Raw genomic sequence first — 24659 nt, 5'->3', positions numbered from 1 at the left:
CCACGGTTCGCCGCGAGCGCGGCGTCAGCCGGGCAGGGGTGTCAGGCCGAGGGCAGCGTGAGGATCTCGGCACCCGTCTCGCGCACGACGATCGTGTGCTCGAACTGCGCCGTGATCGAGCGGTCCTTCGTCACGACCGTCCAGCCGTCCTCCCACATCTGCCACTCGTGCGTGCCGAGGGTGAGCATCGGCTCGATCGTGAAGACCATGCCGGGCTCCATCACCGTGTCGAAGCGCTCGGTGTCGTAGTGGGGGATGATGAGGCCCGAGTGGAACGACGTGCCCACGCCGTGCCCGGTGAAGTCGCGCACGACGCCGTAGCCGAAGCGCTTCGCGTACATCTCGATCGCGCGGCCGATGACGTTGACGCGGCGACCGGGCATCGCGGCCTTGATGCCGCGCTGCAGCGCGAGCTCGGTGCGCTCCACGAGCAGCGCGACCTCCTCGCTCGTCTCGCCGACGACGAACGTGCGGTTCGAGTCGCCGTGCACGCCGTCCTTGAAGGCCGTGATGTCGATGTTGACGATGTCGCCGGCCTCGAGCACCGTGTCGTCGGGGATGCCGTGGCAGACGACCTCGTTGACGCTCGAGCACACCGACTTCGGGAAGCCGCGGTAGCCGAGCGTCGAGGGGTACGCGCCGCGCTCGGTGACGAACGCGTGCCCGATCGCGTCGAGCTCGTCGGTCGTGACGCCCGGCCGCACCGCGGCGCCGACCGCGGCGATCGCGTCGGCGGCGATCGTGCCGGCGGCGCGGATGCGATCGATCGTCGCCTCGTCGTACACGTCGCCGCCGACGTGCTTCGCGGGGCCGGGCCGCCCGACGTACTCGGGGCGGGCGATGGATGCGTCGACGCGGCGCTCGGGGGAGAGGCGGCCGGGGATGAGGTGACCTGACACGTCCTTCGGCATAGGCTCCATCCTAGGCAACCGTTCCGCGGCGAGATCCCGAGGAGGCCCCTATGGCCGAGTACTGGTACAACCTGGAGACCGGTGTCGTCGAGGAGGGCATGGTCTCGCCCGGCTACGACCGGGCCGGACCCTTCGCGACGCGCGAGGAGGCGGCTCGCGCCCCCGAGATCATCAAGGAGCGCTCCCGCGCGTGGGCCGCGGAGGACGCTGCCGAGGACAGCTGGGGCAAGGGCTCGCAGGGGTCGAAGGACGCGTCGGGCTCGTAGCGCCCGGCGGCTGCCGCCCTACGCCGCCGCGAGCACCTTGCGCAGCGTGCGCAGGTTGCGGGTCGTGACGGCGTCCTTCGCCGTGCGCTCGAGCGCCTTCGCGAACGCGCTCGTGAGCGTCGTGCCCTTCGGGTTCGACCAGTGCACGACGCCGTGGCCGCGCGGGTCGCTGCCGGCCGCGACCGCCTCGCCGTCGCCCTGCTCGAGCCGGGCGAGCGCTGCGGCGACGCCGGGCTCGAGGGCGAAGACGACGTAGGGGGTGTGCGCGTCGTCCTCGGCGTGCGGGTAGGCCTCGACGATCGCGGCGAGGTCGTCGATCGCGATCCCGAGCACGCGGATGCGCCTGCCGTAGCGCCGCTCGAGCGCGGCCTCGGCCGCCCGGGCAGCGCCCCGCGCATCCGTCGCCGTCACGACGGCGTTGCCGCTCGCGAGCACCGTGACGACGTCATCGAGACCCGCGTCGGCCAGGAGCGCGCGCAGGTCGGCGGAGCGCACCGTCACGCCGCCGACGTTGACGCCGCGCAGCAGGAGCGCGATCCGCACGGCTACTCGTACTCGTGCTCGGGGGCGGGGTAGACGCCCGACTCGACGTCGCTGCGGAAGTCGCGCGCGGCCTGCTCGAGCGTCTGCGCGAGCTGCGCGTACTGCTTGACGAAGCGCGGGATGCGGCCCGTGGTCATGCCCGCCCAGTCGCTCCACACGAGCAGCTGGCCGTCGCAGTGCGGGCCGGCGCCGACCGAGAGCGTCGGGATCGTGAGCGCCTCGGTCACGGCCTTCGCGGCATCCGAGGGCACCATCTCGAGCACGACCGCGAAGGCGCCAGCCTCCTGCACCGCCAGCGCGTCGCGCAGCAGCTGCTCGGCGCCCGCCTCCCCGCGGCCCTGGATGACGTGGCCGCCGAGCCCGTGCTCCGACTGCGGCGTGAACCCCACGTGGCCCATGACGGGGATGCCCGCCTCGACGATGTGGCGGATCTGCTCGGTCGAGCGCTCGCCGCCCTCCAGCTTCACCGCGTGGGCGCCCGTCTCCTTCATGAAGCGGATCGCGGTGTGCACGGCCTCGCGCGCGTTCACCTCGTACGAGCCGAACGGCAGGTCGGCGACCACGAGCGCCCGCTGCACCGCGCGGGCGACGCCGCGCGTGAGCGGGATGAGCTCCTCGACCGTCACCGGCAGCGTCGTGTCGTAGCCGAAGACCGTGTTGCCCGCGGAGTCGCCCACGAGCAGGAAGTCGATGCCCGCGCGGTCGAACACCTGCGCCGACAGGAAGTCGTAGCTCGTGAGGCCGACGATCTTCACGCCGTCCTGCTTCGCCTTCTGGAAGTGGCGCGTGCGCACGCGCTTCGGGCCGCCGCTCGCGCCCCCGCCGTAGGGCGCGCCCTCCGCGCCGTCGCCGGGGACCTGAGCGCTCTCGCTGAATGCCATGGGCCGAGCCTAACCCGCGCGCCCACTAGCCTGTGGGAAGGCAGAGAGGGGCCCGCATGGACAAGCAGCAGGACTTCGTGCTCCGCACGATCGAGGAGCGCAGCGTCAAGTTCGTCAGGCTGTGGTTCACGGATGTGCTGGGCTCGCTCAAGTCGGTCGCGATCGCGCCCGCCGAGGTCGAGGGTGCGTTCCTCGAGGGCATGGGCATCGACGGCTCCTCGATCGAAGGCCTCTCGCGCTCCTCGGAGGCTGACGTCATCGCGAAGGCCGACCCGTCGACGTTCCAGGTGCTGCCCTGGCGCGGTGAGGTCGACCCGACGGCGCGCATGTTCTGCGACATCTTCACGCCCGACGGCGAGCCCGCCGCGGCCGACCCCCGGCACGTGCTCAAGCGCACGCTCGCGAAGGCCGCCGATCGCGGCTTCAGCTTCTACACGCATCCGGAGTGCGAGTTCTACCTGCTGAAGTCGGCCGACGTCGAGCGCCCCGAGCCCGTCGATCGTGCCGGCTACTTCGACAACGTGCCCGGCGGTACGGCCCATGACTTCCGCCGCGCGTCGGTGCGGATGCTCGAGGACATCGGGATCTCGGTCGAGTTCAGCCACCACGAGGCGGGCCCGGGCCAGAACGAGATCGACCTGCGCTACGCCGACGCGCTCTCGACCGCCGACAACATCATGACCTTCCGCACGATCGTCAAGGAGGTCGCGATCTCCGAGGGCGTCTTCGCGACCTTCATGCCGAAGCCCTTCGAGGGGCAGCCCGGCAGCGGCATGCACACCCACATGTCGCTCTTCGAGGGCGAGCGCAACGCCTTCCACGACCCGGCCGGCAAGTACCAGCTCTCGAAGATCGGCCGCCAGTTCGTCGCGGGCCTGCTGCACCACGCGCCCGAGTTCACGGCGGTCACCAACCAGTTCGTCAACTCCTACAAGCGGCTGTGGGCCGGCGACGAGGCGCCGAGCTTCGTCAGCTGGGGCCACAACAACCGCTCGGCGCTCGTGCGCGTGCCGCTCTCGAAGCCGAACAAGGCCCAGTCGGCGCGCGTGGAGTACCGCGGCCTCGACTCGGCCGCGAACCCCTACCTCGCGTTCTCGGTGCTGCTCGCCGCGGGCCTCAAGGGCATCGAGGAGGGCTACGAGCTGCCCGACGAGGCCGTCGAGGACATCTGGCAGCTCTCGGACCGCGAGCGGAAGGCGCTCGGCTACACGCCGCTGCCGACGAGCCTGCACGACGCGATCCGCGCGATGGAGGAGTCGGAGCTCGTCGCCGAGACGCTCGGCGAGCAGGTCTTCTCGTACTTCCTGCGCAACAAGCGCGAGGACTGGCGCCGCTACCGCGACCAGGTGACGCGCGTCGAGCTCGAGTCGAACCTGCTCTCGCTCTGAGCGATGCGCGTCCCGTCGCCGCGCACGCGCCTGGCCCGGCTGGGGTTCCGCGAGCCGAGCCGCGCGGAGGCGTGCCTCGACGAGCTGCCCGCTTCGCTGACCGGCGTCGTCGAGGAGTGCGCGCGCACCGCTGATCCCGACACGGCGCTGCAGATGCTCGTGCGGCTGCTGCGGGCCCACGGCGGCCCCGCGGGCGGCGACGCACAGGGCGGCGACGCGCTCGGCGGCGACGTGCACGAGGCGGTCGCGGATGCGCTCGGCGACGACGCGGCGCGCACGTCGCTGCTGCGCGTGCTCGGCGGGTCGCTCGGCGTCGCCGAGCACCTCGAGCGGCACCCCGAGGCCATCCGGGCGGTCGCGCGGCCCGAGCCGCCGCGCGCCGCGGACGCATACCGGTCGAGCCTGCTCGAGGCCGTCGCCGCGGAGGGCGGGGCGACGACCCTGCCGCGCGACGCGGCGGTCGCGGCGATGCGCGACCGCTACCGCCTCCACCTCGCCGAGCTCGTCGCGTGGGACCTCGCGCTCGAGGAGCCCCAGCGCGAGGTCGACGTCGTCTCCGCCGCGCTCGCCGACCTCGCGGCCGCGGCGCTCGAGGCGGGCCTCGCGATCGCGCGGTCGGCCGCGCGGGAGCGCTTCGGGGAGGACGCCGACCGCGTGCGGCTCGCCGTGATGGGGATGGGCAAGACCGGCGCCCGGGAGCTCAACTACATCAGCGACGTCGACGTCATCTGGGTGCACGGCGTCGACGAGGGCCGCGTCGACGGCTCGCCGCTCGAGGAGTCGCGCGCGACCCAGATCGCGACGCTGCTCGCGCGCGAGACGACCGCGGCGTGCGCGCAGTTCCAGGCGGCGCCGCCCCTGTGGGAGGTCGACGCGAACCTGCGCCCCGAGGGCCGCGACGGCGCGCTCACCCGCACCCTCGCATCCCACATCGCCTACTACGAGCGGTGGGCGAAGACATGGGAGTTCCAGGCGCTGCTCAAGGCGCGGCCGATCGCCGGCGACGCCGAGCTCGGCGCCGCCTACGACGCGGCGATCCGCTCGCTCGTGTGGGAGTCGTCGAGCCGCGACGGCTTCGTCGAGTCGGTGCAGCGGATGCGCGAGCGCGTGACCGAGCACATCCCGGCCGACGAGGTCGAGCGGCAGCTCAAGCTCGGCCCCGGGGGCCTCCGCGACATCGAGTTCACGGTGCAGCTGCTGCAGCTCGTGCACGGCGCCGACGACCCGACGCTGCGGCAGCGCGGCACGCTCGAGGCGCTCGAGGCGCTCGCCGCGCGGGGCATCGTCGGCCGCGCCGACCGCGACGAGTTCAGCGACCACTACCGGTTCCTGCGCGTGCTCGAGCACCGCATCCAGTTCTGGCGCATGCGGCGCACGCACCTCATGCCGATCGAGCCCGACGAGCTGCGGCGGCTCGCGCGCTCCGCGCGCATCGGCGGCGAGGAGGCGCTCACCGCCCAGTGGCAGTCGGTGCGGCGCGCCGTGCGCAGCCTGCACGAGCGCATCTTCTACCGGCCGCTGCTCGGCGCGGTCGCGTCGCTCGACCGCGACGACGTGCGCCTCACGCCCGAGGCGGCGCAGCGGCGGTTGCGTGCCGCGGGCTACGTCGACCCGAAGGGCGCGCTCGCGCACATCGCCGAGCTCACCGGCGGCGTGTCGCGCCGCGCGCAGATCCAGCGGCTGCTGCTGCCGGTGCTGCTCGGCTGGTTCGCCGACGGCGCCGACCCCGACATGGGCCTCCTCGCGTTCCGGCGGCTCAGCGAGGCGCTCGGCGACAGCCCGTGGTTCCTGCGCATGCTGCGCGACTCACCGGTCGCGGCGCAGCGCCTCAGCAGGCTGCTGTCGTCGTCGCGCCTCATCGGCACGCTCATGGAGCGCATCCCCGAGGCCGCGTCGTGGCTCGGCAGCGACGAGCAGCTGCGGCCGCGCTCCGAGGAGGCGCTGCGCGAGGAGGCGGCCGCCGTGCTCGCGCGGCACGAGGGCGACGCCGACGCGGTGCAGCGGGCGCTGCGGGGCCTGCGGCGGCGCGAGCACCTGCGCGTCGCGATGGCGAGCGCGCTGCAGCGCGCCGACGAGACGGCGGTGGGCGCGGCGCTCACCGCGATCGCCGCCGCGCTCGTCGACGCGGCGATCACGCTGCACCGGCCCCAGGGCCTCGAGCTCGCGACGATCACGATGGGCCGCACGGGCGGCCGCGAGATCGGCTTCGGCAGCGACATCGACGTCATGCACGTCGCGCGCGGCGGCGACGATCCCGTCGGCGCGGCGACCGTGGTCGTGCGCCGCGTGCAGGAGACGCTCGCTGACCCGACACTGCCGTTCGAGCTGGATGCGGCGCTGCGGCCCGAGGGTCGGCAGGGTCCGCTCGTGCGCACGCTGGAGAGCTACCGCGCCTACTACGACCGCTGGTCGGAGCCGTGGGAGGCGCAGGCGCTGCTGCGCGCCCGGCCGTTCGCGGGCGACGCCGCGCTCGCCGGCGAGCTCATGGCCGTGATCGACGAGCGCCGCTACCCCCTCGAGTTCCCCGCGTCGTCGGTGCGGGAGGTGCGACGCATCAAGGCGCGCGTCGAGACCGAGCGGCTCCCGCAGGGCGCCGACCGCCGCCGGCACCTCAAGCTCGGCGACGGCGCGCTCAGCGACGTCGAGTGGCTCGTGCAGCTGCTGCAGCTGCGGCACGCGGGGCACGAGCCGGGGCTTCGCACGACCTCGACGCTCGAGGCGCTCGCCGCTGCGGCGCGCGCCGATCTCATCTCCGACCGGGACGCCGAGATCCTGCGCGAGGCATGGCTGCTCGCCACCCGCATCCGCAACGCCCTCGCGCTCGCGCGCGCCCGCTCGATCGACGTGCTGCCCGAGGATCGCGCCGAGCTCGAAGCGGTCGCGCGGCTCGTCGGCATGCCGGCGGGCTCGGCCGCGGCGCTCGAGGAGCAGTACCTCGCGGCGACGCGCCGCGCGCGCCGCGTCTTCGACCGCCGCTTCTACGAGTAGCGCTGCGCGCACGAGAGCGGGGCCGGATCCCCCCAAGGAATCCGGCCCCGCCGCGTGTGAGCGTCAGACGCCGTAGTAGAGCTCGAACTCGTACGGGTGCGGACGCAGCGCCATCGGCAGGATCTCGTGCTCCCGCTTGTAGGCGATCCAGGTGTCGATGAGGTCCTTCGTGAAGACGTTGCCCTCGAGCAGGAAGTCGTGGTCGTTCTCGAGCGCGACGAGCGCCTCCTCGAGCGAGCCCGGCACCTGCGGGATGCCCTTGGCCTCCTCGGGCGGCAGCTCGTAGAGGTCCTTGTCGATCGGGTCCATCGGCTCGATGCGGTTCTTGATGCCGTCGAGGCCGGCCATCATCTGCGCCGCGAACGCGAGGTAGGGGTTCGACGCGGCGTCCGGCGCGCGGAACTCGATGCGCTTGGCCTTCGGGTTCGAGCCCGTGATCGGGATGCGGATCGCGGCCGAGCGGTTGCCGGCCGAGTAGACGAGGTTGATCGGAGCCTCGTAGCCCTTCACGAGGCGGCGGTAGGAGTTGATCGACGGGTTCGTGAACGCGAGCACGGCGGGCGCGTGGGCGAGCAGGCCGCCGATGTACCAGCGGGCCGTGTCGGAGAGGTTGCCGTAGCCGTTCTCGTCGAAGAAGAGCGGCTTGCCGTCGAGCCACAGCGACTGGTGCGTGTGCATGCCCGAGCCGTTGTCGCCGAAGAGCGGCTTCGGCATGAAGGTCGCGGTCTTGCCCCACTCCTCGGCCGTGTTCTTCACGATGTACTTGAAGGCGAGGATCTCGTCGGCCGCCTTGACCATCGTGTTGAAGCGGTAGTTGATCTCGGCCTGGCCGCCGGTGCCCACCTCGTGGTGGCTGCGCTCGACCTGGAGGCCGATCGCCTCGAGCTTGAGCACGATGTCGTCGCGCAGGTCGGCCTGCTTGTCGACGGGGGAGACGGGGAAGTAGCCGCCCTTGTAGGGCGTCTTGTTGCCGAGGTTGCCGCCCTCCTCGACGCGGCCCGAGTTCCAGGCGCCCTCCTCCGAGTCGACGGCGAAGAACGACTGCTGCGGCTTCACGTCGTAGCGCACGTCGTCGAAGATGTAGAACTCCGCCTCGGGCGCGAAGAACGCGGTGTCGGCGATGCCGGTCGAGGCGAGGTACTGCTCGGCCTTGTGCGCCACCTGGCGGGGGTCGCGGTGGTAGATCTCGCCCGTGCGCGGGTTGTAGATGTCGAAGAGCATGACGAGCGTCTTCGCCTCGCGGAACGGGTCGATGTACGCCGTGGAGACGTCGGGGATGAGCTGCATGTCCGACTCGTGGATGTTCGCGAAGCCGCGGATCGACGAGCCGTCGAAGAGCTGGCCGACGCTGAAGAACTCCTCGTCCACCGTCGAGGCGGGGATGTTGAAGTGCTGCTGCACGCCCGGCAGGTCGGTGAAGCGGATGTCGAGGAAGGCCACCCCCTCGTCCTTGATGTAGGCGAGGACCTCGGAGGAATCCTTGAACATGGTGCTCCTTGCGTTGGGGGTGGGCGAGTGCCGTACCTCGACGCTACGCGGGAGCCGTTGCCCGTCGGTGACGCCGATGTTTCGGCGGTGTTACGTCAGCGGGGGCGACCGGGGCGCACGCGGCGCGGGTCGATGCCCTTCGGGATGGGCAGGTTCGCCTGGCCGAGCGAGGTGAGGCGGTTGGCGACGGCCATGACCTCGGCGCGCGTGAGCGTCTTCTTCAGCCGCCGCATCGAGCGCGTGAGGCGGCGCAGCTCGAGGTCGGAGTCGGGACCGACCTCGATGACGTGCACCGGCACGTTCGGCACGATGCGCTTGACCTTGCGCTGCTCCTCGCCGAGCAGGCGGGCGACGCGCTCCTTCGGGCCCTCGGCGATCAGCACGACGCCCGGCTTGCCGACGGCGCGGTACACGGCGTCCTGCGTGCGCGGGTTGACGCCCACGGGCATCTCGCTCGTCGTCCAGTTGCCGCGCAGGCCGTTCTTCAGCACTGCGCCCACGGCGCCCGGCCGGCCCTCGATCTGCGCGAACGCGATCTTCTCGGCCCGCCAGGTGAGCGTCATCATCATGAGCATCAGACCGATGAGCACGCCCGAGATGATCCACAGCACGAGGAACAGCACGTCCTGGCGGAAGACGATCGCGAGCACCGTCACGACGATGATCGGCCCGAAGAACGCGAGCAGCATGAGCGGCAGCGCCAGCTTGTCGTTCCTGCGGGTCATCTGGAAGATGGACCACATCGTCTTGAGCCTGCCGGGCTCCTTCTCGCTGTCGCGTGCCATGCCATCAGGATACCGGGGCGCCGAGCCGCGGTTCTCCACACCGGCGGCGGGCGGGCCGTCGCCGCTCGCGGCGGGGCTGGCACCATCCGCCGCGTGGACGACGAGACGCTGACGATCGCTGGCTACCCGCTGGTGCGGGCGCTGCGCCGCGACGACCGGCGCGAGGTGTGGGTGGGGGCGGATGCGTCGAGCGCGGGCGTCGAGCTGCACCGCGCGCTCACGGGTGAGGACGCCGCGCTCGCGCGAGAGGCCGAGGCGCTGCTCGCCGCCGAGCACCCGCACCTGCTGCCCGTGCTCGACGTCGCGACCGACGGCGGCGCGGTGCTCGTGCGGCCGCTCGTGCCGCACGACCTCGCCGCGTGGCTCGTGCAGCGCCGCGCACCGCGGCCCGGCGAGGCGGTGACGGCACTGGCCCCCGTCGCGTCGGCGCTCGCCGCGCTGCACGCGATCGGCGCGAGCGCGGGCGGCTGCGACGCGCACGAGGTGCGGCTCGACGGCGACGGGGCGCCGATGCTGGTCGCCGCGGGCGCATGCGTCGAGACCCTGCGGCCGACGCCGGCGTGGCGGGAGGAGAGCGCGGGCGTCGCGGCCGACATCGCCTCGTGGCGTGCCCTCGCCGTCGCCGTGCTCGAGGCCGGCGGCGAGTCGCTCCCGGCCGAGGTCGAGGGCGCGCTCGAGCGCCACGACCTCGCGGCGGCCGCGGAGGCGCTCCTCGCGGCGTGGCCTGCGCTGCCGCTCGCGCTCGAGACGGCGTCGCCACCCCCTGCGGCCCCGGCGCCGGGCCGGATGCGTCGGCGCGAGCGGCCGGCGGGGCTCGACCGGGTGCTGGCCCGGGTCGCGCTGCTCGCGGAGCGCTCGGCCGAGCGCGCGGGACCGCTCGTGCCCGCCGCGGTCGCGGCGCTCTCGCGAGTGCGCCCACGGTTCTGGGCCGTCGCGGGCGGCGGGGCCGCGGCGGCGATCGTGTCCGCGCTCCTGCTCGCATCGCCGGGCGACGCGGGTGCGGTCGGCGCGGACCCCGCACCGATCGCATACGAGCGGGGCGGCGCCGGTGCGCCGGAGGCTCCGGACGGCCGCGCGGCAGCCGAGGACGGTGCGACAGCCCCGGCGCAGCACGACGGCGCCGGCGGGCCCGACGAGGCTGTAGCGCCTGGGGAGGCCGCGTCCGAGTCGGCGGAGGCCGCCGGCTCCGCGACTCCGGACGCCGATCCGGTCGCAGCGGCCGCCGCGCTGCTCGCGGAGCGGGAGGCGTGCCTCGACGCCGACGACGCCGCGTGCCTCGTGCTGCTGCACGAGCCGGGCAGCCCGCAGCTCGGGGCCGACGAGCCGTGGCGCATGCCCGCGGACGGCCGGCTCGAGGTCGTGCAGCGGCTCGGCGACGCGTGGCTGCTGCGGGTGGTGTCGGAGACGGCACCGGCCTCGGTGCTCGTGATGAGCACCGAGGCCGGGTGGACGCTGCGCGACGCCTGGTCTGACTAAAGGGGTCTCGCGACGGCTGCGGCCCTGCGGACCGCGGCCTCCTCGACCTTGACCCCTCCGGGCTCACAGGCGTGAGCCCTTCGGCGTCAAACCTCGAACTGGCCCGACTCGAGGTGCGCCTTGACCTGGCCCAGGTAGCGGGCGGCGTCGGCGCCGTCGATGATGCGGTGGTCGTACGACAGCGCGAGGAAGACCATCGAGCGGATCGCGATGGAGTCCTGCCCGTCGACCTGCACCACCACGGGACGCTTCACGACCGTGCCGACGCCGAGGATGGCGCGCTGCGGCTGGAACACGACGGGCGTGTCGAACAGCGCGCCGCGCGAGCCGGTGTTGGTCAGCGTGAAGGTGCCGCCCGAGAGCTCGTCCGGCTTCAGCTGGTTGTCGCGCGTGCGCTGGGCGAGATCGGCGATCTCGGCCGTGAGCTCCTTGATGCTCTTGGAGCTCGCGTCGCGGATGACCGGCGTGAGCAGGCCGCGCTCGGTGTCGACCGCCATCGCGAGGTTCTCGGTCGCAGGGTAGGTGATCGTCTCGCCGTCGTCGGTCGCGTTGATGAGCGGGTGCGACTTGAGGGCCTGCACCGCCGCCTGCGTGAAGAACGGCAGGAAGGTGAGCTTGTTGCCCGTCTCCTCCTGGAACGCGGCCTTCTTCGCCTCGCGCAGCTGCGCGACCTTCGTCACGTCGACCTCGACGACCGTCGTGAGCTGTGCGAGCGTCTGCATCGACTCCACCGCGCGGGTGGCGACGATCTTGCGCAGGCGCGACATCTTCGCGGTCGTGCCGCGCAGCTCCGAGACCTCGGCCTCGATCGGTGCGGCGGCTGCGGCCGCGGGCGCTGCCGCGGGAGCGGCCTCCGCAGCGGCGAGCACGTCCTCCTTGCGGATGCGGCCGCCGACGCCCGTGCCCTGCAGCGAGCCGAGGTCGACGCCCTTCTCGTTCGCGAGCTTGCGCACGATGGGCGTGACGTAGGCCGCGGACGAGCCGGATGCGGCCGGCGCCGCGGGAGCCGCGGGCGCCGGAGGCGCGGGCTTCGCCGGCGCTGCCGGGGCGGCGGGCGCGGCCTTGGGTGCCTCAGCGGGCTCCGCGGCCTCGGCGGGCTTCGCCTCCTCCGCGGACTTCGCCTCGGCGGCAGGCTCCGGCTCCTCGGCCGGCTCCTCGGCCTTCGCCGGCTCGGGCTGCTCGGTCGAGGGCTTCGCGGGCTCCGGCTGCTCGGCGGGCGCCGCGTCCTGCGCCTCGGCGGAGCCGGTCGACTCGGCCGGGGGCTCGTCCGTCTTCGCCGGCTCGGCCTCGGGCGCCTCGGCCGCCGGAGCATCCGACGACGCCTGGCCGCCGACGCGGGCGATGACCGCGCCGACCTCGACGGTGTCGTCCTCCTCGGCGAGGATCTCGGTGATCGTGCCCGCGATGGGCGACGGCACCTCGGTGTCGACCTTGTCGGTCGAGATCTCGACGATGGGCTCGTCGACGGCGATCTCGTCGCCGACCGCCTTGAGCCAGCGGGTGATCGTGCCCTCGGTGACGCTCTCGCCGAGCTCGGGCAGCGTGATGTCCTGGCCGCCAGACGCCGCCGGCGCCGACTCCTGCGCAGCCTCCGCGGGCGCGGCCTGCTCCTCCGACTCCTTGGACGGAGACTCCTGCGCCTCGGCGGCCGACTCCTCGTCGGCCTCCTGGTCGGCCTCGCTGTCGGTGCCCTCGGTCGCGGTCTCGGCGGCGGGCTCCTCGGCCTGCTGCGCAGCCTCGGCAGCCTCCTCCGCCGGGGCCTCCTCCGCGGGAGCCTCCTCGGCGGGCGCCTCGCCGGCGTCGCCGACGCGGGCGATGACGGCGCCGACCTCGACGGTGTCGTCCTCCTCGGCGAGGATCTCGGTGATCGTGCCCGCGATGGGCGACGGCACCTCGGTGTCGACCTTGTCGGTCGAGATCTCGACGATGGGCTCGTCGACGGCGATCTCGTCGCCGACCGCCTTGAGCCAGCGGGTGATCGTGCCCTCGGTGACGCTCTCGCCGAGCTCGGGGAGCTTGATGTCAGTCATGGATCGGTCTCCTGTGGCAGTGATCAGATGGCGTGGAGGGGCGTGCCGGCGAGCTTCAGCATCGTCTCGCCGAGCGCCTCGTGCTGGGTGGGGTGGGCGTGGATGAGCTGCGAGACGTCCTCGGGGTACGCCTCCCAGTTCACGATGAGCTGCGCCTCGCCGATGAGCTCGCTCACGCGGCGGCCGATCATGTGGACGCCGACGACGGGGCCGTCCTTGACGCGCACGGCCTTGACCGAGCCGGTCGTGCCGACGATCTCGCTCTTGGCGTTGCCGCCGAGCGAGTACTCGTAGGTCTCGATGCGGTCCTCGCCGAACTGCTCCTTGGCCTTCGCCTCCGAGTAGCCGATCGAGGCGACCTCGGGGTCGCTGTAGGTGACCTTGGGGATGTTGATGTCCTCGACCTTGCGGGGGTTCAGGCCCGCGATCTCCTCGGCGACGAAGATGCCCTGCTGGTAGCCGCGGTGCGCGAGCTGCAGGCCGGGCGTGATGTCGCCGACGGCGTAGACGCCGGGCACCGACGTCTGCAGGCGGTCGTCGACCGTCACGAAGCCGCGGTCGAGCTGCACGCCGACCTCCTCGTAGCCGACGCCGGCGGTGTTCGGGCCGCGGCCGACCGCGACGAGCAGCAGGTCGGCGTCGATCGTCTCGCCCGTCTCGAGGGAGACGTGCACGCCCGACTCGTCCTGCGTGACGCCCGAGAAGCGGGCGCCGAGCTTGAACTGGATGCCGCGCTTCTTGTAGGCGCGCTCGAACTGCTTCGAGACCGACTCCTCCTCGTTCGCGACGAGGTGGGGGAGGCCCTCGATGATCGTGACCTCGGCGCCGAAGGCGCGCCAGACGCTCGCGAACTCGACGCCGATCACGCCGCCGCCGAGGATCGCGACGCGCTGCGGGATCCAGTCGAGCTGCAGCGCCTGCTCGCTCGTGATGACGTTGCCGGTGATCTCGAGGCCGGGGAGCGTCTTCGCGTACGAGCCGGTCGCGAGCACGATGTTTCGGCCCGTGAGGGTCTGGTCGCCGACCTGGACGGTCGTGGGGGAGGTGAGCTTGCCCTCGCCCTCGAAGACCGGGATGCCCTTGGCCTTGAGGAGGCCCTGGAGGCCCTTGAACTTCTTCGAGACGATGCCGTCGCGGAACGCCGAGACGCCCGCGATGTCGATGCCCTGGAGCTCGGCCTGCACGCCGGCGTGGCCGGCGTCGCGCACCTCGTCGGCGACCTCGGCCGAGTGCAGCATCGCCTTCGTCGGCACGCAGCCGCGGTGCAGGCAGGTGCCGCCCAGCTTGTCCTTCTCGACGACGGCGGCGCTCTTGCCGAGCTGGACGGCCCGCAGCGCGACGGCGTAGCCGGCGCTGCCCCCACCCAGGACGACGATGTCAAAGCTCTGATCGGACACGCACTTGCTCCTTATGAGTCTTCGTCGCCGCACCGGTGGGCGCGGCTGTGCACGGCAGTTCCTGCCCACCCCAGCCTAGACGGTCGCCTGGGCGGCACCTGGGTCACTCCGCCGAGCGCGACATCTTCGACAGCGTGCGCAGCAGCCCGCGCACGACGACGCCGGTCGCGCCGGTGGGCGTGTAGCCGAACGGCGTGCCGGTGTTGGTCGACGGCCCGGCGATGTCGATGTGCGCCCACGGGATGGGGGAGCCGTCGCGCTCGCCGATGAACTCGTTGAGGAACGCGGCGGCGAGCAGCATGCCGCCGGCGCGGTTCCCGACCTTCGCGTTCGCGAGGTCGGCGACCTCCGAGTCGAGCATGGGCCGCATCTCCTCGGGGATCGGCATCGGCCACACCTGCTCGCCGACCTCGCGCGATGCCTGCAGCACCGCATCCACGATGGCCTCGTCGTTGCCCATCACACCGCTCACCCGGTTGCCGAGCGCGATGACCTGGGCGCCCGTGAGGGTCGCGACGTCGATGATCGCGTCGGGCTGCGCCTCGCTCGCGAGCACGAGGCCGTCGGCCATGACGAGCCGGCCCTCGGCGTCGGTGTTCGTCACCTCGACCGTCGTGCCGCCGCGCATGGTGATGACGTCGTCCGGGCGCGTCGCGGTCGAGGAGACGAGGTTCTCGGCGAGGCACAGGTGCGCCGTGATGCGGATCGGCAGCTGCAGGGCGGCCGCGGCGACCGTGACGGCGTAGACCGTCGCGGCCCCCGTCATGTCGTACTTCATGTGCTGCATCGAGGCGGCGGGCTTGAGCGAGAGGCCGCCCGAGTCGAACGTGATGCCCTTGCCGACCAGCACGACGTGGCGGGTGGCGTTCTCGGGCGCGTGCTCGACCGTCACGAGGCGCGGCGGACGGCTCGAGCCCTGGCCGACGCCGATGATGCCGCCGAACCCCTCGCGGCGCAGTCGCTCCTCGTCGCGCACGACGACGCTGAGCCCGGCGTCCGCGGCGCTGGCGACGACGCGGTCGGCGAAGTCGACGGGGCTCAGGAGGTTGGGGGGCGTGTTCGCGAGGTCGCGCGTCGTCCACACGGCCTGCGCGGCGACGCCGGCGCTCTGCACGGCGTACGCGGAGACCTCGGCGTCGCCGGCGACGACCGCGATCTCGCACACCCGCGGGGCGTCCTCGTCGCGCTTGCGCTTCGCGTCGTAGCGGTACGCGCCGAGGGCCGCGCCCTCGAGCACGGCCTGCACGTCCTGGGCGGAGGCCGCCGGGAGCGCGAGCGCGAGCGACGGCACGTCGCGCAGCGCCCGGACCGCGGCGCCGGCCGCCTCGCGCAGCCGGTCGGCGCTCGCCGAGTCGCCGAGGCCGACGAAGGCGACCTTGCGGCCGTCGACGACCGCGCGCGTCACCTGCTCGCGCTTGCCGGTGATGCCGAGGTCGGCGAGCAGCTCGGGGTCGAAGCCCGCGGCCGAGGGGGTCTCGCCGGCGTGCACGCCGTGCACGATCAGCTCGGCGGTCGCGTCCTCGGGCGTGGCGATGATGGAGAGTGCTGGGAAGGGCATGGGTCACGAGGATACCGGCGACTCCCGGCTCAGTAGGCTGGGAGCGTGTTCGAACCCCACGAGCTGACGCTGCCCCTCGAGGATCTCGAGACCGTGCCCCGCGGCCTCGACCTCGTGATCGCGCTCCACGGCTTCGTCGACGCGGGCTCCGCCGCCGAGGCGGCCGCCGCCGCGATCCTCGACACCCTGCCCTACCGCGGGATCGTCGAGTTCGACACCGACCTGCTCATCGACCACCGCTCGCGCCGCCCCCGCATGCTCTTCAACGAGGACCACATCGAGGAGTACCTGCCGCACTCGCTCACGCTCCTGCAGGTCGAGGACGACGCCGGCGCCCCCTTCCTGCTGCTCACGGGGCCCGAGCCCGACTGGATGTGGGAGCGGTTCACGGATGCGCTGCTCGGCCTGCACGAGCGCCTCGGCATCGCGAGCACCACGATCATCACGTCGATCGGCATGCCCGTGCCGCACACGCGGCCCCTCGTCTCGACGGTGTCCGGCAACCGCGCCGAGCTCATCGAGCAGTACTCCGCCTGGCGGCCCGTCTCGTCGGTGCCGGCGTCGGTCATCCACCGCATCGAGCACCGCCTGCAGACGACCGCGCCCGTGTCGACGTTCACCGTGCTCGTGCCGCACTACGTCGGCGAGTCCGGATCCGCCGGGCCGGCGCTCGCGGCGCTCGAGGGAGTGACGAGCGCCACGTCGCTCGCGTTCCGCACCGAGGAGCTGCGGCAGGCCGACCGCGAGTTCCAGCAGCTCGTCGCCCAGCAGATGGAGACGAACGAGGAGCTGCAGCGCATCGTGCACACCCTCGAGGCCCGCTACGACGCGTTCATGGCGCAGTCGTCGGTGCGCTCGCCCCTCACCGACGAGGACGGGACGCTGCCGAGCGCCGACGAGATCGCGGAGGAGCTCGAGCGCTACCTGCAGCAGCGGCGCCGCCCGGGCTCGGACCCGCTGGGATGAACAGCGCCCGCTCCTGGCTCGTCTGGGGCGTCGGCGCCTTCGCCTACATCGCCGCCGTCCTGCACCGCTCCTCCCTCGGGGTCGCCGGGCCCGCCGCCGCCGAGCGCTTCGAGGTGCAGGCGACGCTGCTGTCGACGCTCGGCGCCGTGCAGATCGGCGTCTACGCGATCATGCAGGTGCCCGTGGGCGTGCTGCTCGACCGCTTCGGCCCCCGCGTGCTCATCGCGGGCGGCGCCCTCGTCATGACCGGCGGCCAGGTGATGGTCGCGCTCGCCGAGGAGCTGCCGCTCGCCGTCGCCGGGCGCGTGCTGCTCGGCATCGGCGACGCTGCGACGTTCATCTCGGTCATCCGGCTGCAGTCGGGATGGTTCACCGGGCCGATCGTCGCCCAGATGTCGCAGTGGACGGCCGTGAGCGGGCAGCTCGGCCAGCTGCTCTCGACCGTGCCGTTCGTGTGGCTGCTGAGCCAGGTCGGCTGGACGCTGTCGTTCGGCACCCTCGCGATCGTGGGCGCCGTCGCGCTCGTGCTCGTGCTGCTGCTCGTGTACGACGCGCCGCCCGGCGGCGCGCCGACGACGGGCTCGATCGACCTGCCGGAGGGCTGGTGGCCGCGGCTGCTGACGGCCTTCCGCCAGCCGGGTACGCGGCTCGGGTTCTGGACGCACTTCTCGCTGCTGAGCACCACGAACGTGTTCCTGCTGCTGTGGGGCTACCCGATGCTCGTCGACGGACTCGGCTTCTCGAGCGGCGAGGCGGCCGGCTTCATGTCGATCGTCGTGTTCACCGGCATGGTCGCCGGCCCCATCCTCGGCGTCGCGACCGCGCGGTTCCCGCTGCGCCGATCGACGCTCGTGCTCTGCATCGTCGGCCTCGTGGCGCTCGTCTGGACGGTCGTGCTCGTCTGGCCCGGGCATCCGCCCACCTGGCTCGTCGTGGTGCTCGTCATGGCGCTCGGCGTCGCCGGCCCCGGCTCGACCGTGGGCTTCGACTTCGCCCGCACGTTCAACCCGCTCCGGCTGCTCGGCTCGGCGAACGGCATCGTCAACATGGGCGGCTTCATCGCCTCGTTCGCGATCATGCCCATCATCGGCATCGTGCTCGACGTCGTGCACTCGGTGCGCGTCGCGGGCGGCGAGGACGTCGGGCTGTACGACTGGGAGGGCTTCCGCATCGCGTTCGCGGTGCAGCTGCTCGTGCTCGGGCTCGGCTTCGCGATGGTCGTGCGGATGCGCCGCATCACGCGGTCGAGGCTGCGCGAGGAGGGCATCGAGGTCGGCCCGATCTGGGCCGCGCTCGCCGCGTGGATGCGGGGCCGCCGAGGCTGAGCGGGCTGGATCCGGCAGGCTGGGAATGCCTATGCCACATCCGGCGCTATACTGTCAAGACCGACCCAGTCGAGACCGGTGCCCGCCGCCGGACTTGACATGGGTCATTCGACTGCCCTCAGTCTGACCGCACTGAGCCCCTCGGCTCGCTGCACTGGGCGCCCGAGACCCACCGGAGGACGCATGCCAGCCAAGGACACGCCGAAGACCGCGGCCGCTGCGAGCGACGCCGAGCAGCCCGCCAAGGCGCCCGCGAAGCGGACGTCGGCCGCGAAGTCGACCGCCGCGAAGGTCACGGCGGCGAAGGCGCCGGCCAAGACCACCGCGGCCAAGACCACCGCCGCGAAGACGGCTGCGGCCAAGACGACGACCGCGAAGTCGACGACGGCGAAGACGACCGCCGCGAGGACGACCGCCGCGAAGTCGACGACGGCGAAGACCGCGACGGCGAAGACCGCCGCCGCGAAGTCGACGACGGCGAAGACCACCGCCGCGAAGGCGACGGCGAAGCCCGCCGCCAAGAAGCCCGCGACGCGCCGCAAGGCCGCGACCGACGTGCTCGAGCCCGAGACCGAGGAGACGACCGAGGAGGTCGAGACCGAGGAGGAGGAGGAGAAGGTCCACGTCGAGAAGCTGCCCACGGGCGCGCTGCGCCTCTCCGGCGACGACGACGAGCCGGCTCCGACGCAGATCACCGGCGCGACCGCCGACCCGGTCAAGGACTACCTCAAGCAGATCGGCAAGGTGGCGCTGCTCAACGCCGAGCAGGAGGTCGACCTCGCGATGCGCATCGAGGCGGGCCTGTTCGCCGAGGAGAAGCTCTCGCTCGAGGGCGACGACCTCGACTGGCAGCTCAAGCGCGACCTCACCCGCATCGCCCGCGACGGGCAGCGCGCCAAGAGCCACCTGCTGGGCGCGAACCTGCGCCTGGTGGTGTCGCTCGCGAAGCGCTACACCGGCCGCGGCATGCAGTTCCTGGACCTCATCCAGGAGGGCAACCTGGGCCTCATCCGCGCGGTCGAGAAGTTCGACTACACCAAGGGCTTCAAGTTCTCGACCTACGCGACGTGGTGGATCCGCCAGGCGATCACGCGCGCCATGGCCGACCAGGCCCGCACCATCCGCATCCCGGTGCACATGGTCGAGGTCATCAACAAGCTCGCCCGCGTGCAGCGGCAGATGCTGCAGGACCTCGGTCGCGAGCCGAGCCCCGAGGAGCTCGCCCGCGAGCTCGACATGACCCCCGAGAAGGTCATCGAGGTGCAGAAGTACGGCCGTGAGCCCATCTCGCTGCACACGCCGCTCGGCGAGGACGGCGACAGCGAGTTCGGCGACCTCATCGAGGACACCGAGGCGGTCGTGCCGGCCGACGCGGTGGGCTTCACGATGCTGCAGCGCCAGCTCGAGTCGCTGCTCGACTCGCTCTCGGAGCGCGAGGCGGGCGTCATCCGCATGCGCTTCGGCCTCGGCGACGGCATGCCGAAGACCCTCGACCAGATCGGCGACACGTTCGGCGTCACGCGCGAGCGCATCCGCCAGATCGAGTCGAAGACGATGGCGAAGCTGCGCCACCCGTCGCGATCGCAGCAGCTGCGCGACTACCTCGAGTGATCCGCGCGCAGTGATCCGCATGGAGTGATCCGAGCGGGTGACCGATGTCATCCGACGTCACGAGGCCGTCCCGGAATGCCGGGGCGGCCTCGCGCTGTTCTAAGATGCAGTGTTACCCCTCTGAAGGAGAGCTCATGACCCACGCCCGCGCCCGCTTGACCCTCGTCGCCGGCATCGCCGCCGCATCCGTCGCCCTCGTCGGCTGCTCGAGCGCCGGCTCGCCCGCCCCGAGCGACGCGGAGTCGGGCGGCCTCACGCTCGAGCAGGTGCAGGAGGCCGGCGTGCTCGTCGTGGGCACCGAGGGCACCTACTCGCCGTTCTCGTTCCACGAGGGCGGCGCCGGCGAGCTCACCGGCTACGACGTCGAGGTCATCACCGCCGTCGCGGACGAGCTGGGCGTCGAGGTCGAGTTCGTCGAGACCCAGTGGGACGCGATCTTCGCCGCGCTCGACTCCGGCCGCATCGACGTCATCGCCAACCAGGTCGGCATCACGCCCGAGCGCCTCGAGCGCTACGAGTTCAGCGAGCCCTACACCTACTCGCCCGGCGTGCTCATCGTCCCCGAGGGCAGCGACATCGCCGGCTTCGAGGATCTTGAGGGCCGCACGAGCGCGCAGTCGCTCACGAGCAACTTCGCCGACATCGCGCGCGACGCCGGCGCGCAGGTCGAGGAGGTCGAGGGCTTCGCCCAGGCCGCCGAGCTCCTGCGGCAGGGCCGCGTCGACGCCACCGTCAACGACCGCCTCACCTTCCTCGACTACGAGCAGGCGCAGGGCGGCGAGACCGGCCTCGTCATCGCGGCCGAGTCGGACGACGTGAGCGAGATGGGCGTCGCGTTCCGCGCCGGCAGCGAGTCGCTCGTCGCCGCGGTCGACGAGGCGCTCGAGGCGCTCCGCGCCGACGGCACGCTCGCCGAGATCTCGGAGTCCTACTTCGGCGAGGACGTCTCGCAGCCGTGATCCCGGCCCACCACGACCGCGCGGCCCGGGCGAGAGCCCGGGCCGCCGTCGCGTAGGCTCGCGCCGTGGACTGGCAGCTCATGCTCGACTCGGTCGGGCCGATCGCGCTCGGCGCGATCACCGGCAGCATCCCGCTCACGCTCGCGTCGTTCTCGCTCGGGCTCGCGCTCGCGCTCCTCGTGGCGCTCATGCGGCTCTCGGGCAACCCGATCCTCTCGGGGATCGCTCGCGTCTACATCTCGATCATCCGCGGCACGCCGATGCTCGTGCAGCTGTTCGTGATCTTCTACGGCATGCCGCAGCTCGGCGTCACGCTCGATCCGTGGCCGAGCGCCATCATCGCGCTCTCGCTCAACGTCGGCGGCTACGCGGCCGAGATCGTCCGCGCCGCCATCCTCTCGATCCCCAAAGGACAGTGGGAGGCGGGCGCGATGATCGGCATGTCGCGCTGGCAGACCCTCGTGCGCATCGTGCTGCCGCAAGCGGCGCGCGTGTCGGTGCCGCCGCTGTCGAACACGTTCATCTCGCTCGTGAAGGACACCTCGCTCACCTCGGTGATCCTCGTCACCGAGCTGTTCCGCATCGCCCAGCGCATCGCGTCGCCGACGGGCGAGTTCCTCACCATCTACCTCGTCGCAGCCGCCGTCTACTGGGTCATCTGCGTCGTGCTGGCCCTCGGCCAGGACGCCCTCGAGCGGAGGCTCGATCGCTATGCCGTCTGATCTCCCAGGCGCGCCCGCCGGTACGCCCTTCGTCGAGGCGCGCGGGCTGCACAAGTCGTTCGGCGACAACCACGTGCTGCGCGGCGTCGACCTCGAGATCGCGGCGGGCAGCGTGCACGCGCTCATCGGGCCGTCCGGCTCCGGCAAGACGACGGTGCTGCGCTCGCTCAACGGGCTCGAGTCGCCCGAGGCTGGCACGCTCCGCATCGGCGACCTCGAGCTCGACCTCGCCCGCCCCCGCACGCGCGCCGAGCGCGCGGCGCTGCACCGCGCATCCGCGATGGTCTTCCAGCAGCACCAGCTCTTCCCCCACCTGAGCGTGCTCGGCAACGTCACGATCGGCCCGCTGCGCGTGCAGCGCCGCCCCCGCGACGAGGTCATGGCGGATGCGCTCGCGCTGCTCGAGCGCGTCGGCCTTCGCGAGAAGGCGGATGCGTTCCCGTCGTCGCTCTCGGGCGGCCAGCAGCAGCGCGTCGGGATCGTGCGCGCGCTCGCGCTGCAGCCGTCGATGCTGCTGTTCGACGAGCCGACGTCGTCGCTCGACCCCGAGCTCGTCGGCGAGGTGCTCGCCGTCATGACCGAGCTCGCGCGCGAGGGCTGGACGATGGCGGTCGTGACGCACGAGCTGGGCTTCGCGCGCGAGGTGGCCGATCAGGTCTCGTTCTTCGCCGACGGCGTCGTCGTCGAGCGCGGCACCCCCGCGCAGCTGTTCGACGCGCCGCAGCACGAGCGCACGCAGCGCTTCCTGCAGCGGATGCGGGGGCCGTTCGGCGCCTGACGCCCGCAGACGGAAGCGGCCCGCCCCTCGATGGGGCGGGCCGCTGTCGATCGTCGTGGGTCAGCGCTCGGCGAGCTTGGCCGTCTCGTCGTGCCAGACGGTCGCGAGCGGCTGGAGGGCGTCGCGGTGCTTGGCCGCGTGGTGGGCGCAGAAGAGCAGCGTGCCGCTCTCCATGGTGGCGCGCACGTAGGCCTGCGCGCCACAGCTGTCGCAGCGGTCGAGCGCGCTGAGCGGCGCGTTCGCCTCGTCGGCCTCGAGCGTCGTGGTCTGAGTGTCGTTCACGGTGCCCTCCTTCTTCATGCGTTCCGACCATCGTCGCACGCGCGAGGCCGGGAACGGCGCTCCTGGGGGCCCGGTTCGCCAGCGGCGCAACCCGGCGGCGAGCCGCGCGCCCTGACGGGACGGGGCGGCGCGCGGCCGTAGGCTGGCAGATGCGCTCGATGCGGGATCGCGCATCCCGGGCGCGTCACGCACGGAATGGGGGATCGGTTGGCAGCCGCGGCATCCGACTACTCGGCACGGCACCTGACGGTGCTCGAGGGCCTCGAGGCGGTGCGCAAGCGCCCAGGCATGTACATCGGCTCGACCGATTCGCGCGGGCTCATGCACTGCCTGTGGGAGATCATCGACAACGCGGTCGACGAGGCGCTCGGCGGGCACGGCGAGCAGATCACCGTCACGCTGCACGCCGACGGCTCGGTCGAGGTCGCCGACCGCGCGCGCGGCCTGCCGATCGACGTCGAGCCGCGCACGGGCCTCACGGGCGTCGAGGTGATCTTCACGAAGCTGCACGCGGGCGGCAAGTTCGGCGGCGGCGCGTACCAGTCCTCCGGCGGCCTCCACGGCGTCGGCGCATCCGTCGTCAACGCCCTCTCCGAGCGCCTCGACGTCGAGGTCGACCGCGACGGCGCGACCTGGGCGATGTCGTTCCACCGCGGCGAGCCCGGCGAGTTCCTCGACGAGGGCGAGCCCTCGCCGGCTGCGACCTTCCTGCCCTTCACGGATGCGTCGAGGCTGCGGAAGGTCGGCAAGGTCAAGAAGGGCGTCACGGGCACGCGCGTGCGCTACTGGGCCGACCCGCAGGTGTTCACGAAGGGCGCGGAGTTCCTCGCCGACGAGCTCGCGCGCCGCGCCCGCCAGACCGCCTTCCTCGTGCCGGGCCTCGGGATCGAGATCATCGACGACCGCGGCGACGAGCGCGTCGTGCACGACTTCAAGTACGACGGCGGCATCAGCGAGTTCGCCGAGTACCTCGCGCCCGACCCCGCGCTCACGGCGACGTGGCGGCTCACCGGCGAGGGCGAGTTCCAGGAGACGATCCCGGTGCTCGACGAGGAGACCGGCCACATGGTCACCCGCGAGGTCGACCGCACGTGCGAGGTCGACATCGCGCTGCGCTGGGGCACCGGGTACGACACCGTCGTGCAGACGTTCGTCAACATCATCGCGACCCCCAAGGGCGGCTCGCACCTCGCCGGCTTCGAGCAGTCGCTGCTCAAGCTCATCCGCGACCAGGTCGCCGCGAACGCGCGGAAGCTCAAGGCCGGCACCGACAAGGTGGAGAAGGACGACGCCCTTGCCGGGCTCACCGCCGTCGTGACCGTGCGCCTGCCCGAGCCGCAGTTCGAGGGGCAGACGAAGGAGGTGCTCGGCACGCCCGCCGTCCGGCAGATCGTCGCGCAGGTCGTCGCGCGCGAGCTCGGCGCCATCCTCACCTCGTCAAAGCGCGACGAGAAGGCGCAGGCCTCGCAGCTGCTCGAGAAGGTCGTGAGCGAGATGAAGGCGCGCATCTCCGCGCGCTCGCTCAAGGAGACCGCGCGCCGGAAGAGCGCCCTCGAATCCTCGTCCCTCCCGGTCAAGCTCGTCGACTGCCGCTCGAACGACGTCGAGCAGACCGAGCTCTTCATCGTCGAGGGCGACAGCGCGCTCGGCACGGCGAAGCCTGCGCGCGACAGCGAGTTCCAGGCGATCCTGCCCATCCGCGGCAAGATCCTCAACGTGCAGAAGGCGTCGATCGGCGACATGCTCGGCAACGCCGAGTGCGCGGCGATCATCCAGTCGATCGGCGCCGGCTCCGGCCGCACGTTCGACCTGAGCGCCGCCCGCTACGGCAAGGTCATCATGCTCTCGGACGCCGACGTCGACGGCGCTCACATCCGCACCCTGCTGCTGACGCTCATCCATCGCTACATGCGTCCCCTCATCGAGGAGGGCCGCGTCTACGCCGCCGTGCCGCCCCTGCACCGCGTGCTCGTGAAGCACCGCGGCAAGCCCGACGAAGCGGTCTACACGTACTCGGATGCGGAGCTCCACCGCACGCTCGCGCGGCTCAAGAAGGCGGGCAAGTCGTGGCACGAGCCGCCGCAGCGCTACAAGGGACTCGGCGAGATGGACGCCGACCAGCTCGCCGAGACCACGATGGACCGCACGAAGCGCACGCTGCGTCGCGTGACGATCGGCGACGCCGAGCGCGCGACCGAGGTCTTCGAGCTGCTCATGGGCAACGACGTCGCACCGCGCCGCGACCTCATCGTCTCGTCGCAGCCCGACCGCGACCGCATCGACGCCTGACCCGAGCCCGCAGCGA

Annotated in this window: 20 protein-coding genes; 11 read left to right on the top strand and 9 right to left on the bottom strand. The window is 72.4% G+C overall.

Annotated elements, in window-relative coordinates; genetic code table 11:
• Nucleotides 1-41 precede the first annotated feature (41 nt).
• Nucleotides 42-911 carry a type I methionyl aminopeptidase gene (gene map, locus BLT67_RS01670; protein ID WP_092665330.1) on the bottom strand — a complete coding sequence of 290 codons (870 nt, stop codon included), beginning with the start codon at nt 909-911 and terminating at the stop codon, nt 42-44.
• Nucleotides 912-961: 50 nt separating this feature from the next.
• Here map and BLT67_RS01665 point away from each other — a divergent pair, with 50 nt between their 5' ends.
• Complete coding sequence (locus BLT67_RS01665; protein ID WP_092665327.1) at nt 962-1177, top strand: hypothetical protein; 216 nt, start codon at nt 962-964, stop codon at nt 1175-1177.
• Between the two features lie 18 nt (nt 1178-1195).
• Here the strand turns inward: BLT67_RS01665 and BLT67_RS01660 are convergent, their stop codons facing one another.
• Both BLT67_RS01660 and panB read right to left on the bottom strand, forming a co-directional pair.
• Entirely contained in the window at nt 1196-1720 is a 525-nt protein-coding gene (locus tag BLT67_RS01660; RefSeq protein WP_092665324.1) for a DUF1697 domain-containing protein, read from the bottom strand.
• A gap of 2 nt (nt 1721-1722) precedes the next feature.
• Entirely contained in the window at nt 1723-2601 is an 879-nt protein-coding gene (gene panB / locus BLT67_RS01655; protein ID WP_092665321.1) for a 3-methyl-2-oxobutanoate hydroxymethyltransferase, read from the bottom strand.
• 56 nt (nt 2602-2657) lie between these two features.
• Between panB and BLT67_RS01650 the strand changes: the two genes are divergently transcribed.
• Both BLT67_RS01650 and BLT67_RS01645 read left to right on the top strand, forming a co-directional pair.
• The gene (locus tag BLT67_RS01650; protein WP_092665317.1) at nt 2658-3989 is read left to right on the top strand and encodes a glutamine synthetase family protein; all 1332 of its coding nucleotides are present in this window, start codon (nt 2658-2660) and stop codon (nt 3987-3989) included.
• 3 nt (nt 3990-3992) lie between these two features.
• On the top strand, nt 3993-6977 hold the full coding sequence (locus BLT67_RS01645; protein WP_092665314.1) for a bifunctional [glutamine synthetase] adenylyltransferase/[glutamine synthetase]-adenylyl-L-tyrosine phosphorylase: 2985 nt from the start codon (nt 3993-3995) through the stop codon (nt 6975-6977).
• Between the two features lie 63 nt (nt 6978-7040).
• On the opposite strand, the gene glnA is transcribed toward BLT67_RS01645, so the two are convergent.
• Together glnA and BLT67_RS01635 are read right to left on the bottom strand one after the other, a co-directional pair.
• Nucleotides 7041-8465: a type I glutamate--ammonia ligase gene (gene glnA, locus BLT67_RS01640; protein WP_092665311.1), complete on the bottom strand. Its 1425-nt coding sequence runs from the start codon at nt 8463-8465 to the stop codon at nt 7041-7043.
• 95 nt (nt 8466-8560) lie between these two features.
• Nucleotides 8561-9250, bottom strand: a complete 690-nt coding sequence (locus tag BLT67_RS01635; RefSeq protein ID WP_092665308.1) for a DUF4191 domain-containing protein — start codon at nt 9248-9250, stop codon at nt 8561-8563.
• 93 nt (nt 9251-9343) lie between these two features.
• On the opposite strand from BLT67_RS01635, the gene BLT67_RS01630 reads away from it, so the two are divergent.
• The gene (locus BLT67_RS01630) at nt 9344-10726 is read left to right on the top strand and encodes a protein kinase family protein (protein WP_092665305.1); all 1383 of its coding nucleotides are present in this window, start codon (nt 9344-9346) and stop codon (nt 10724-10726) included.
• Between the two features lie 86 nt (nt 10727-10812).
• On the opposite strand, the gene sucB is transcribed toward BLT67_RS01630, so the two are convergent.
• From sucB to BLT67_RS01615, 3 genes are all read right to left on the bottom strand, one after another.
• Nucleotides 10813-12756, bottom strand: a complete 1944-nt coding sequence (gene sucB / locus BLT67_RS01625) for a 2-oxoglutarate dehydrogenase, E2 component, dihydrolipoamide succinyltransferase (protein WP_092665302.1) — start codon at nt 12754-12756, stop codon at nt 10813-10815.
• 23 nt (nt 12757-12779) lie between these two features.
• Entirely contained in the window at nt 12780-14153 is a 1374-nt protein-coding gene (gene lpdA / locus BLT67_RS01620; protein WP_092665299.1) for a dihydrolipoyl dehydrogenase, read from the bottom strand.
• A gap of 103 nt (nt 14154-14256) precedes the next feature.
• Nucleotides 14257-15711 (bottom strand): leucyl aminopeptidase, encoded by a 1455-nt coding sequence (locus tag BLT67_RS01615; RefSeq protein ID WP_092665296.1) that lies wholly within the window; start codon nt 15709-15711, stop codon nt 14257-14259.
• A 45-nt stretch (nt 15712-15756) separates the two neighbouring features.
• On the opposite strand from BLT67_RS01615, the gene BLT67_RS01610 reads away from it, so the two are divergent.
• The 6 genes from BLT67_RS01610 (at nt 15757) to BLT67_RS01585 (ending at nt 22072) form a co-directional block, all read left to right on the top strand.
• Entirely contained in the window at nt 15757-16677 is a 921-nt protein-coding gene (locus BLT67_RS01610; protein ID WP_092665293.1) for a PAC2 family protein, read from the top strand.
• Entirely contained in the window at nt 16674-18002 is a 1329-nt protein-coding gene (locus BLT67_RS01605) for an MFS transporter (protein ID WP_092665290.1), read from the top strand. The genes BLT67_RS01610 and BLT67_RS01605 overlap by 4 nt, the downstream gene beginning before the upstream one ends.
• A 183-nt stretch (nt 18003-18185) precedes the next feature.
• Nucleotides 18186-19613, top strand: a complete 1428-nt coding sequence (locus BLT67_RS01600; RefSeq protein WP_092665287.1) for an RNA polymerase sigma factor — start codon at nt 18186-18188, stop codon at nt 19611-19613.
• 134 nt (nt 19614-19747) lie between these two features.
• Nucleotides 19748-20572 (top strand): amino acid ABC transporter substrate-binding protein, encoded by an 825-nt coding sequence (locus BLT67_RS01595; RefSeq protein WP_092665284.1) that lies wholly within the window; start codon nt 19748-19750, stop codon nt 20570-20572.
• 80 nt (nt 20573-20652) lie between these two features.
• On the top strand, nt 20653-21294 hold the full coding sequence (locus tag BLT67_RS01590) for an amino acid ABC transporter permease (protein ID WP_172802033.1): 642 nt from the start codon (nt 20653-20655) through the stop codon (nt 21292-21294).
• On the top strand, nt 21284-22072 hold the full coding sequence (locus tag BLT67_RS01585; protein ID WP_092665278.1) for an amino acid ABC transporter ATP-binding protein: 789 nt from the start codon (nt 21284-21286) through the stop codon (nt 22070-22072). Before BLT67_RS01590 ends, BLT67_RS01585 begins: the two co-directional genes overlap by 11 nt.
• A gap of 60 nt (nt 22073-22132) precedes the next feature.
• Here the strand turns inward: BLT67_RS01585 and BLT67_RS01580 are convergent, their stop codons facing one another.
• Nucleotides 22133-22354 (bottom strand): DUF7455 domain-containing protein, encoded by a 222-nt coding sequence (locus BLT67_RS01580; RefSeq protein WP_231945537.1) that lies wholly within the window; start codon nt 22352-22354, stop codon nt 22133-22135.
• A 195-nt stretch (nt 22355-22549) separates the two neighbouring features.
• On the opposite strand from BLT67_RS01580, the gene BLT67_RS01575 reads away from it, so the two are divergent.
• A complete protein-coding gene (locus BLT67_RS01575) occupies nt 22550-24643 on the top strand; it encodes a DNA gyrase/topoisomerase IV subunit B (protein WP_092665272.1) in 2094 nt (697 codons plus the stop codon).
• Nucleotides 24644-24659: the final 16 nt, after the last annotated feature.

It is taken from the genome of Agrococcus carbonis (genome assembly GCF_900104705.1).
Taxonomy (GTDB): domain Bacteria; phylum Actinomycetota; class Actinomycetes; order Actinomycetales; family Microbacteriaceae; genus Agrococcus; species Agrococcus carbonis.
Note: the sequence above shows the minus strand (reverse complement) of the source record. Positions and strands in the feature narration are given on the sequence as shown.

What these genes read in the sequence shown, in the direction of transcription:
- BLT67_RS01575 (WP_092665272.1), top strand. Translation starts at nt 22,550, where the DNA reads ATGGGGGATCGGTTGGCAGCCGCGGCATCCGACTACTCGGCACGGCAC.
- BLT67_RS01585 (WP_092665278.1), top strand. Translation starts at nt 21,284, where the DNA reads ATGCCGTCTGATCTCCCAGGCGCGCCCGCCGGTACGCCCTTCGTCGAG.
- BLT67_RS01635 (WP_092665308.1), bottom strand. Translation starts at nt 9,250, where the DNA reads ATGGCACGCGACAGCGAGAAGGAGCCCGGCAGGCTCAAGACGATGTGG.
- BLT67_RS01590 (WP_172802033.1), top strand. Translation starts at nt 20,653, where the DNA reads ATGCTCGACTCGGTCGGGCCGATCGCGCTCGGCGCGATCACCGGCAGC.
- BLT67_RS01600 (WP_092665287.1), top strand. Translation starts at nt 18,186, where the DNA reads ATGCCAGCCAAGGACACGCCGAAGACCGCGGCCGCTGCGAGCGACGCC.
- panB (WP_092665321.1), bottom strand. Translation starts at nt 2,601, where the DNA reads ATGGCATTCAGCGAGAGCGCTCAGGTCCCCGGCGACGGCGCGGAGGGC.
- BLT67_RS01605 (WP_092665290.1), top strand. Translation starts at nt 16,674, where the DNA reads ATGAACAGCGCCCGCTCCTGGCTCGTCTGGGGCGTCGGCGCCTTCGCC.
- BLT67_RS01665 (WP_092665327.1), top strand. Translation starts at nt 962, where the DNA reads ATGGCCGAGTACTGGTACAACCTGGAGACCGGTGTCGTCGAGGAGGGC.
- BLT67_RS01650 (WP_092665317.1), top strand. Translation starts at nt 2,658, where the DNA reads ATGGACAAGCAGCAGGACTTCGTGCTCCGCACGATCGAGGAGCGCAGC.
- sucB (WP_092665302.1), bottom strand. Translation starts at nt 12,756, where the DNA reads ATGACTGACATCAAGCTCCCCGAGCTCGGCGAGAGCGTCACCGAGGGC.
- BLT67_RS01645 (WP_092665314.1), top strand. Translation starts at nt 3,993, where the DNA reads ATGCGCGTCCCGTCGCCGCGCACGCGCCTGGCCCGGCTGGGGTTCCGC.
- glnA (WP_092665311.1), bottom strand. Translation starts at nt 8,465, where the DNA reads ATGTTCAAGGATTCCTCCGAGGTCCTCGCCTACATCAAGGACGAGGGG.
- map (WP_092665330.1), bottom strand. Translation starts at nt 911, where the DNA reads ATGCCGAAGGACGTGTCAGGTCACCTCATCCCCGGCCGCCTCTCCCCC.
- BLT67_RS01595 (WP_092665284.1), top strand. Translation starts at nt 19,748, where the DNA reads ATGACCCACGCCCGCGCCCGCTTGACCCTCGTCGCCGGCATCGCCGCC.
- BLT67_RS01615 (WP_092665296.1), bottom strand. Translation starts at nt 15,711, where the DNA reads ATGCCCTTCCCAGCACTCTCCATCATCGCCACGCCCGAGGACGCGACC.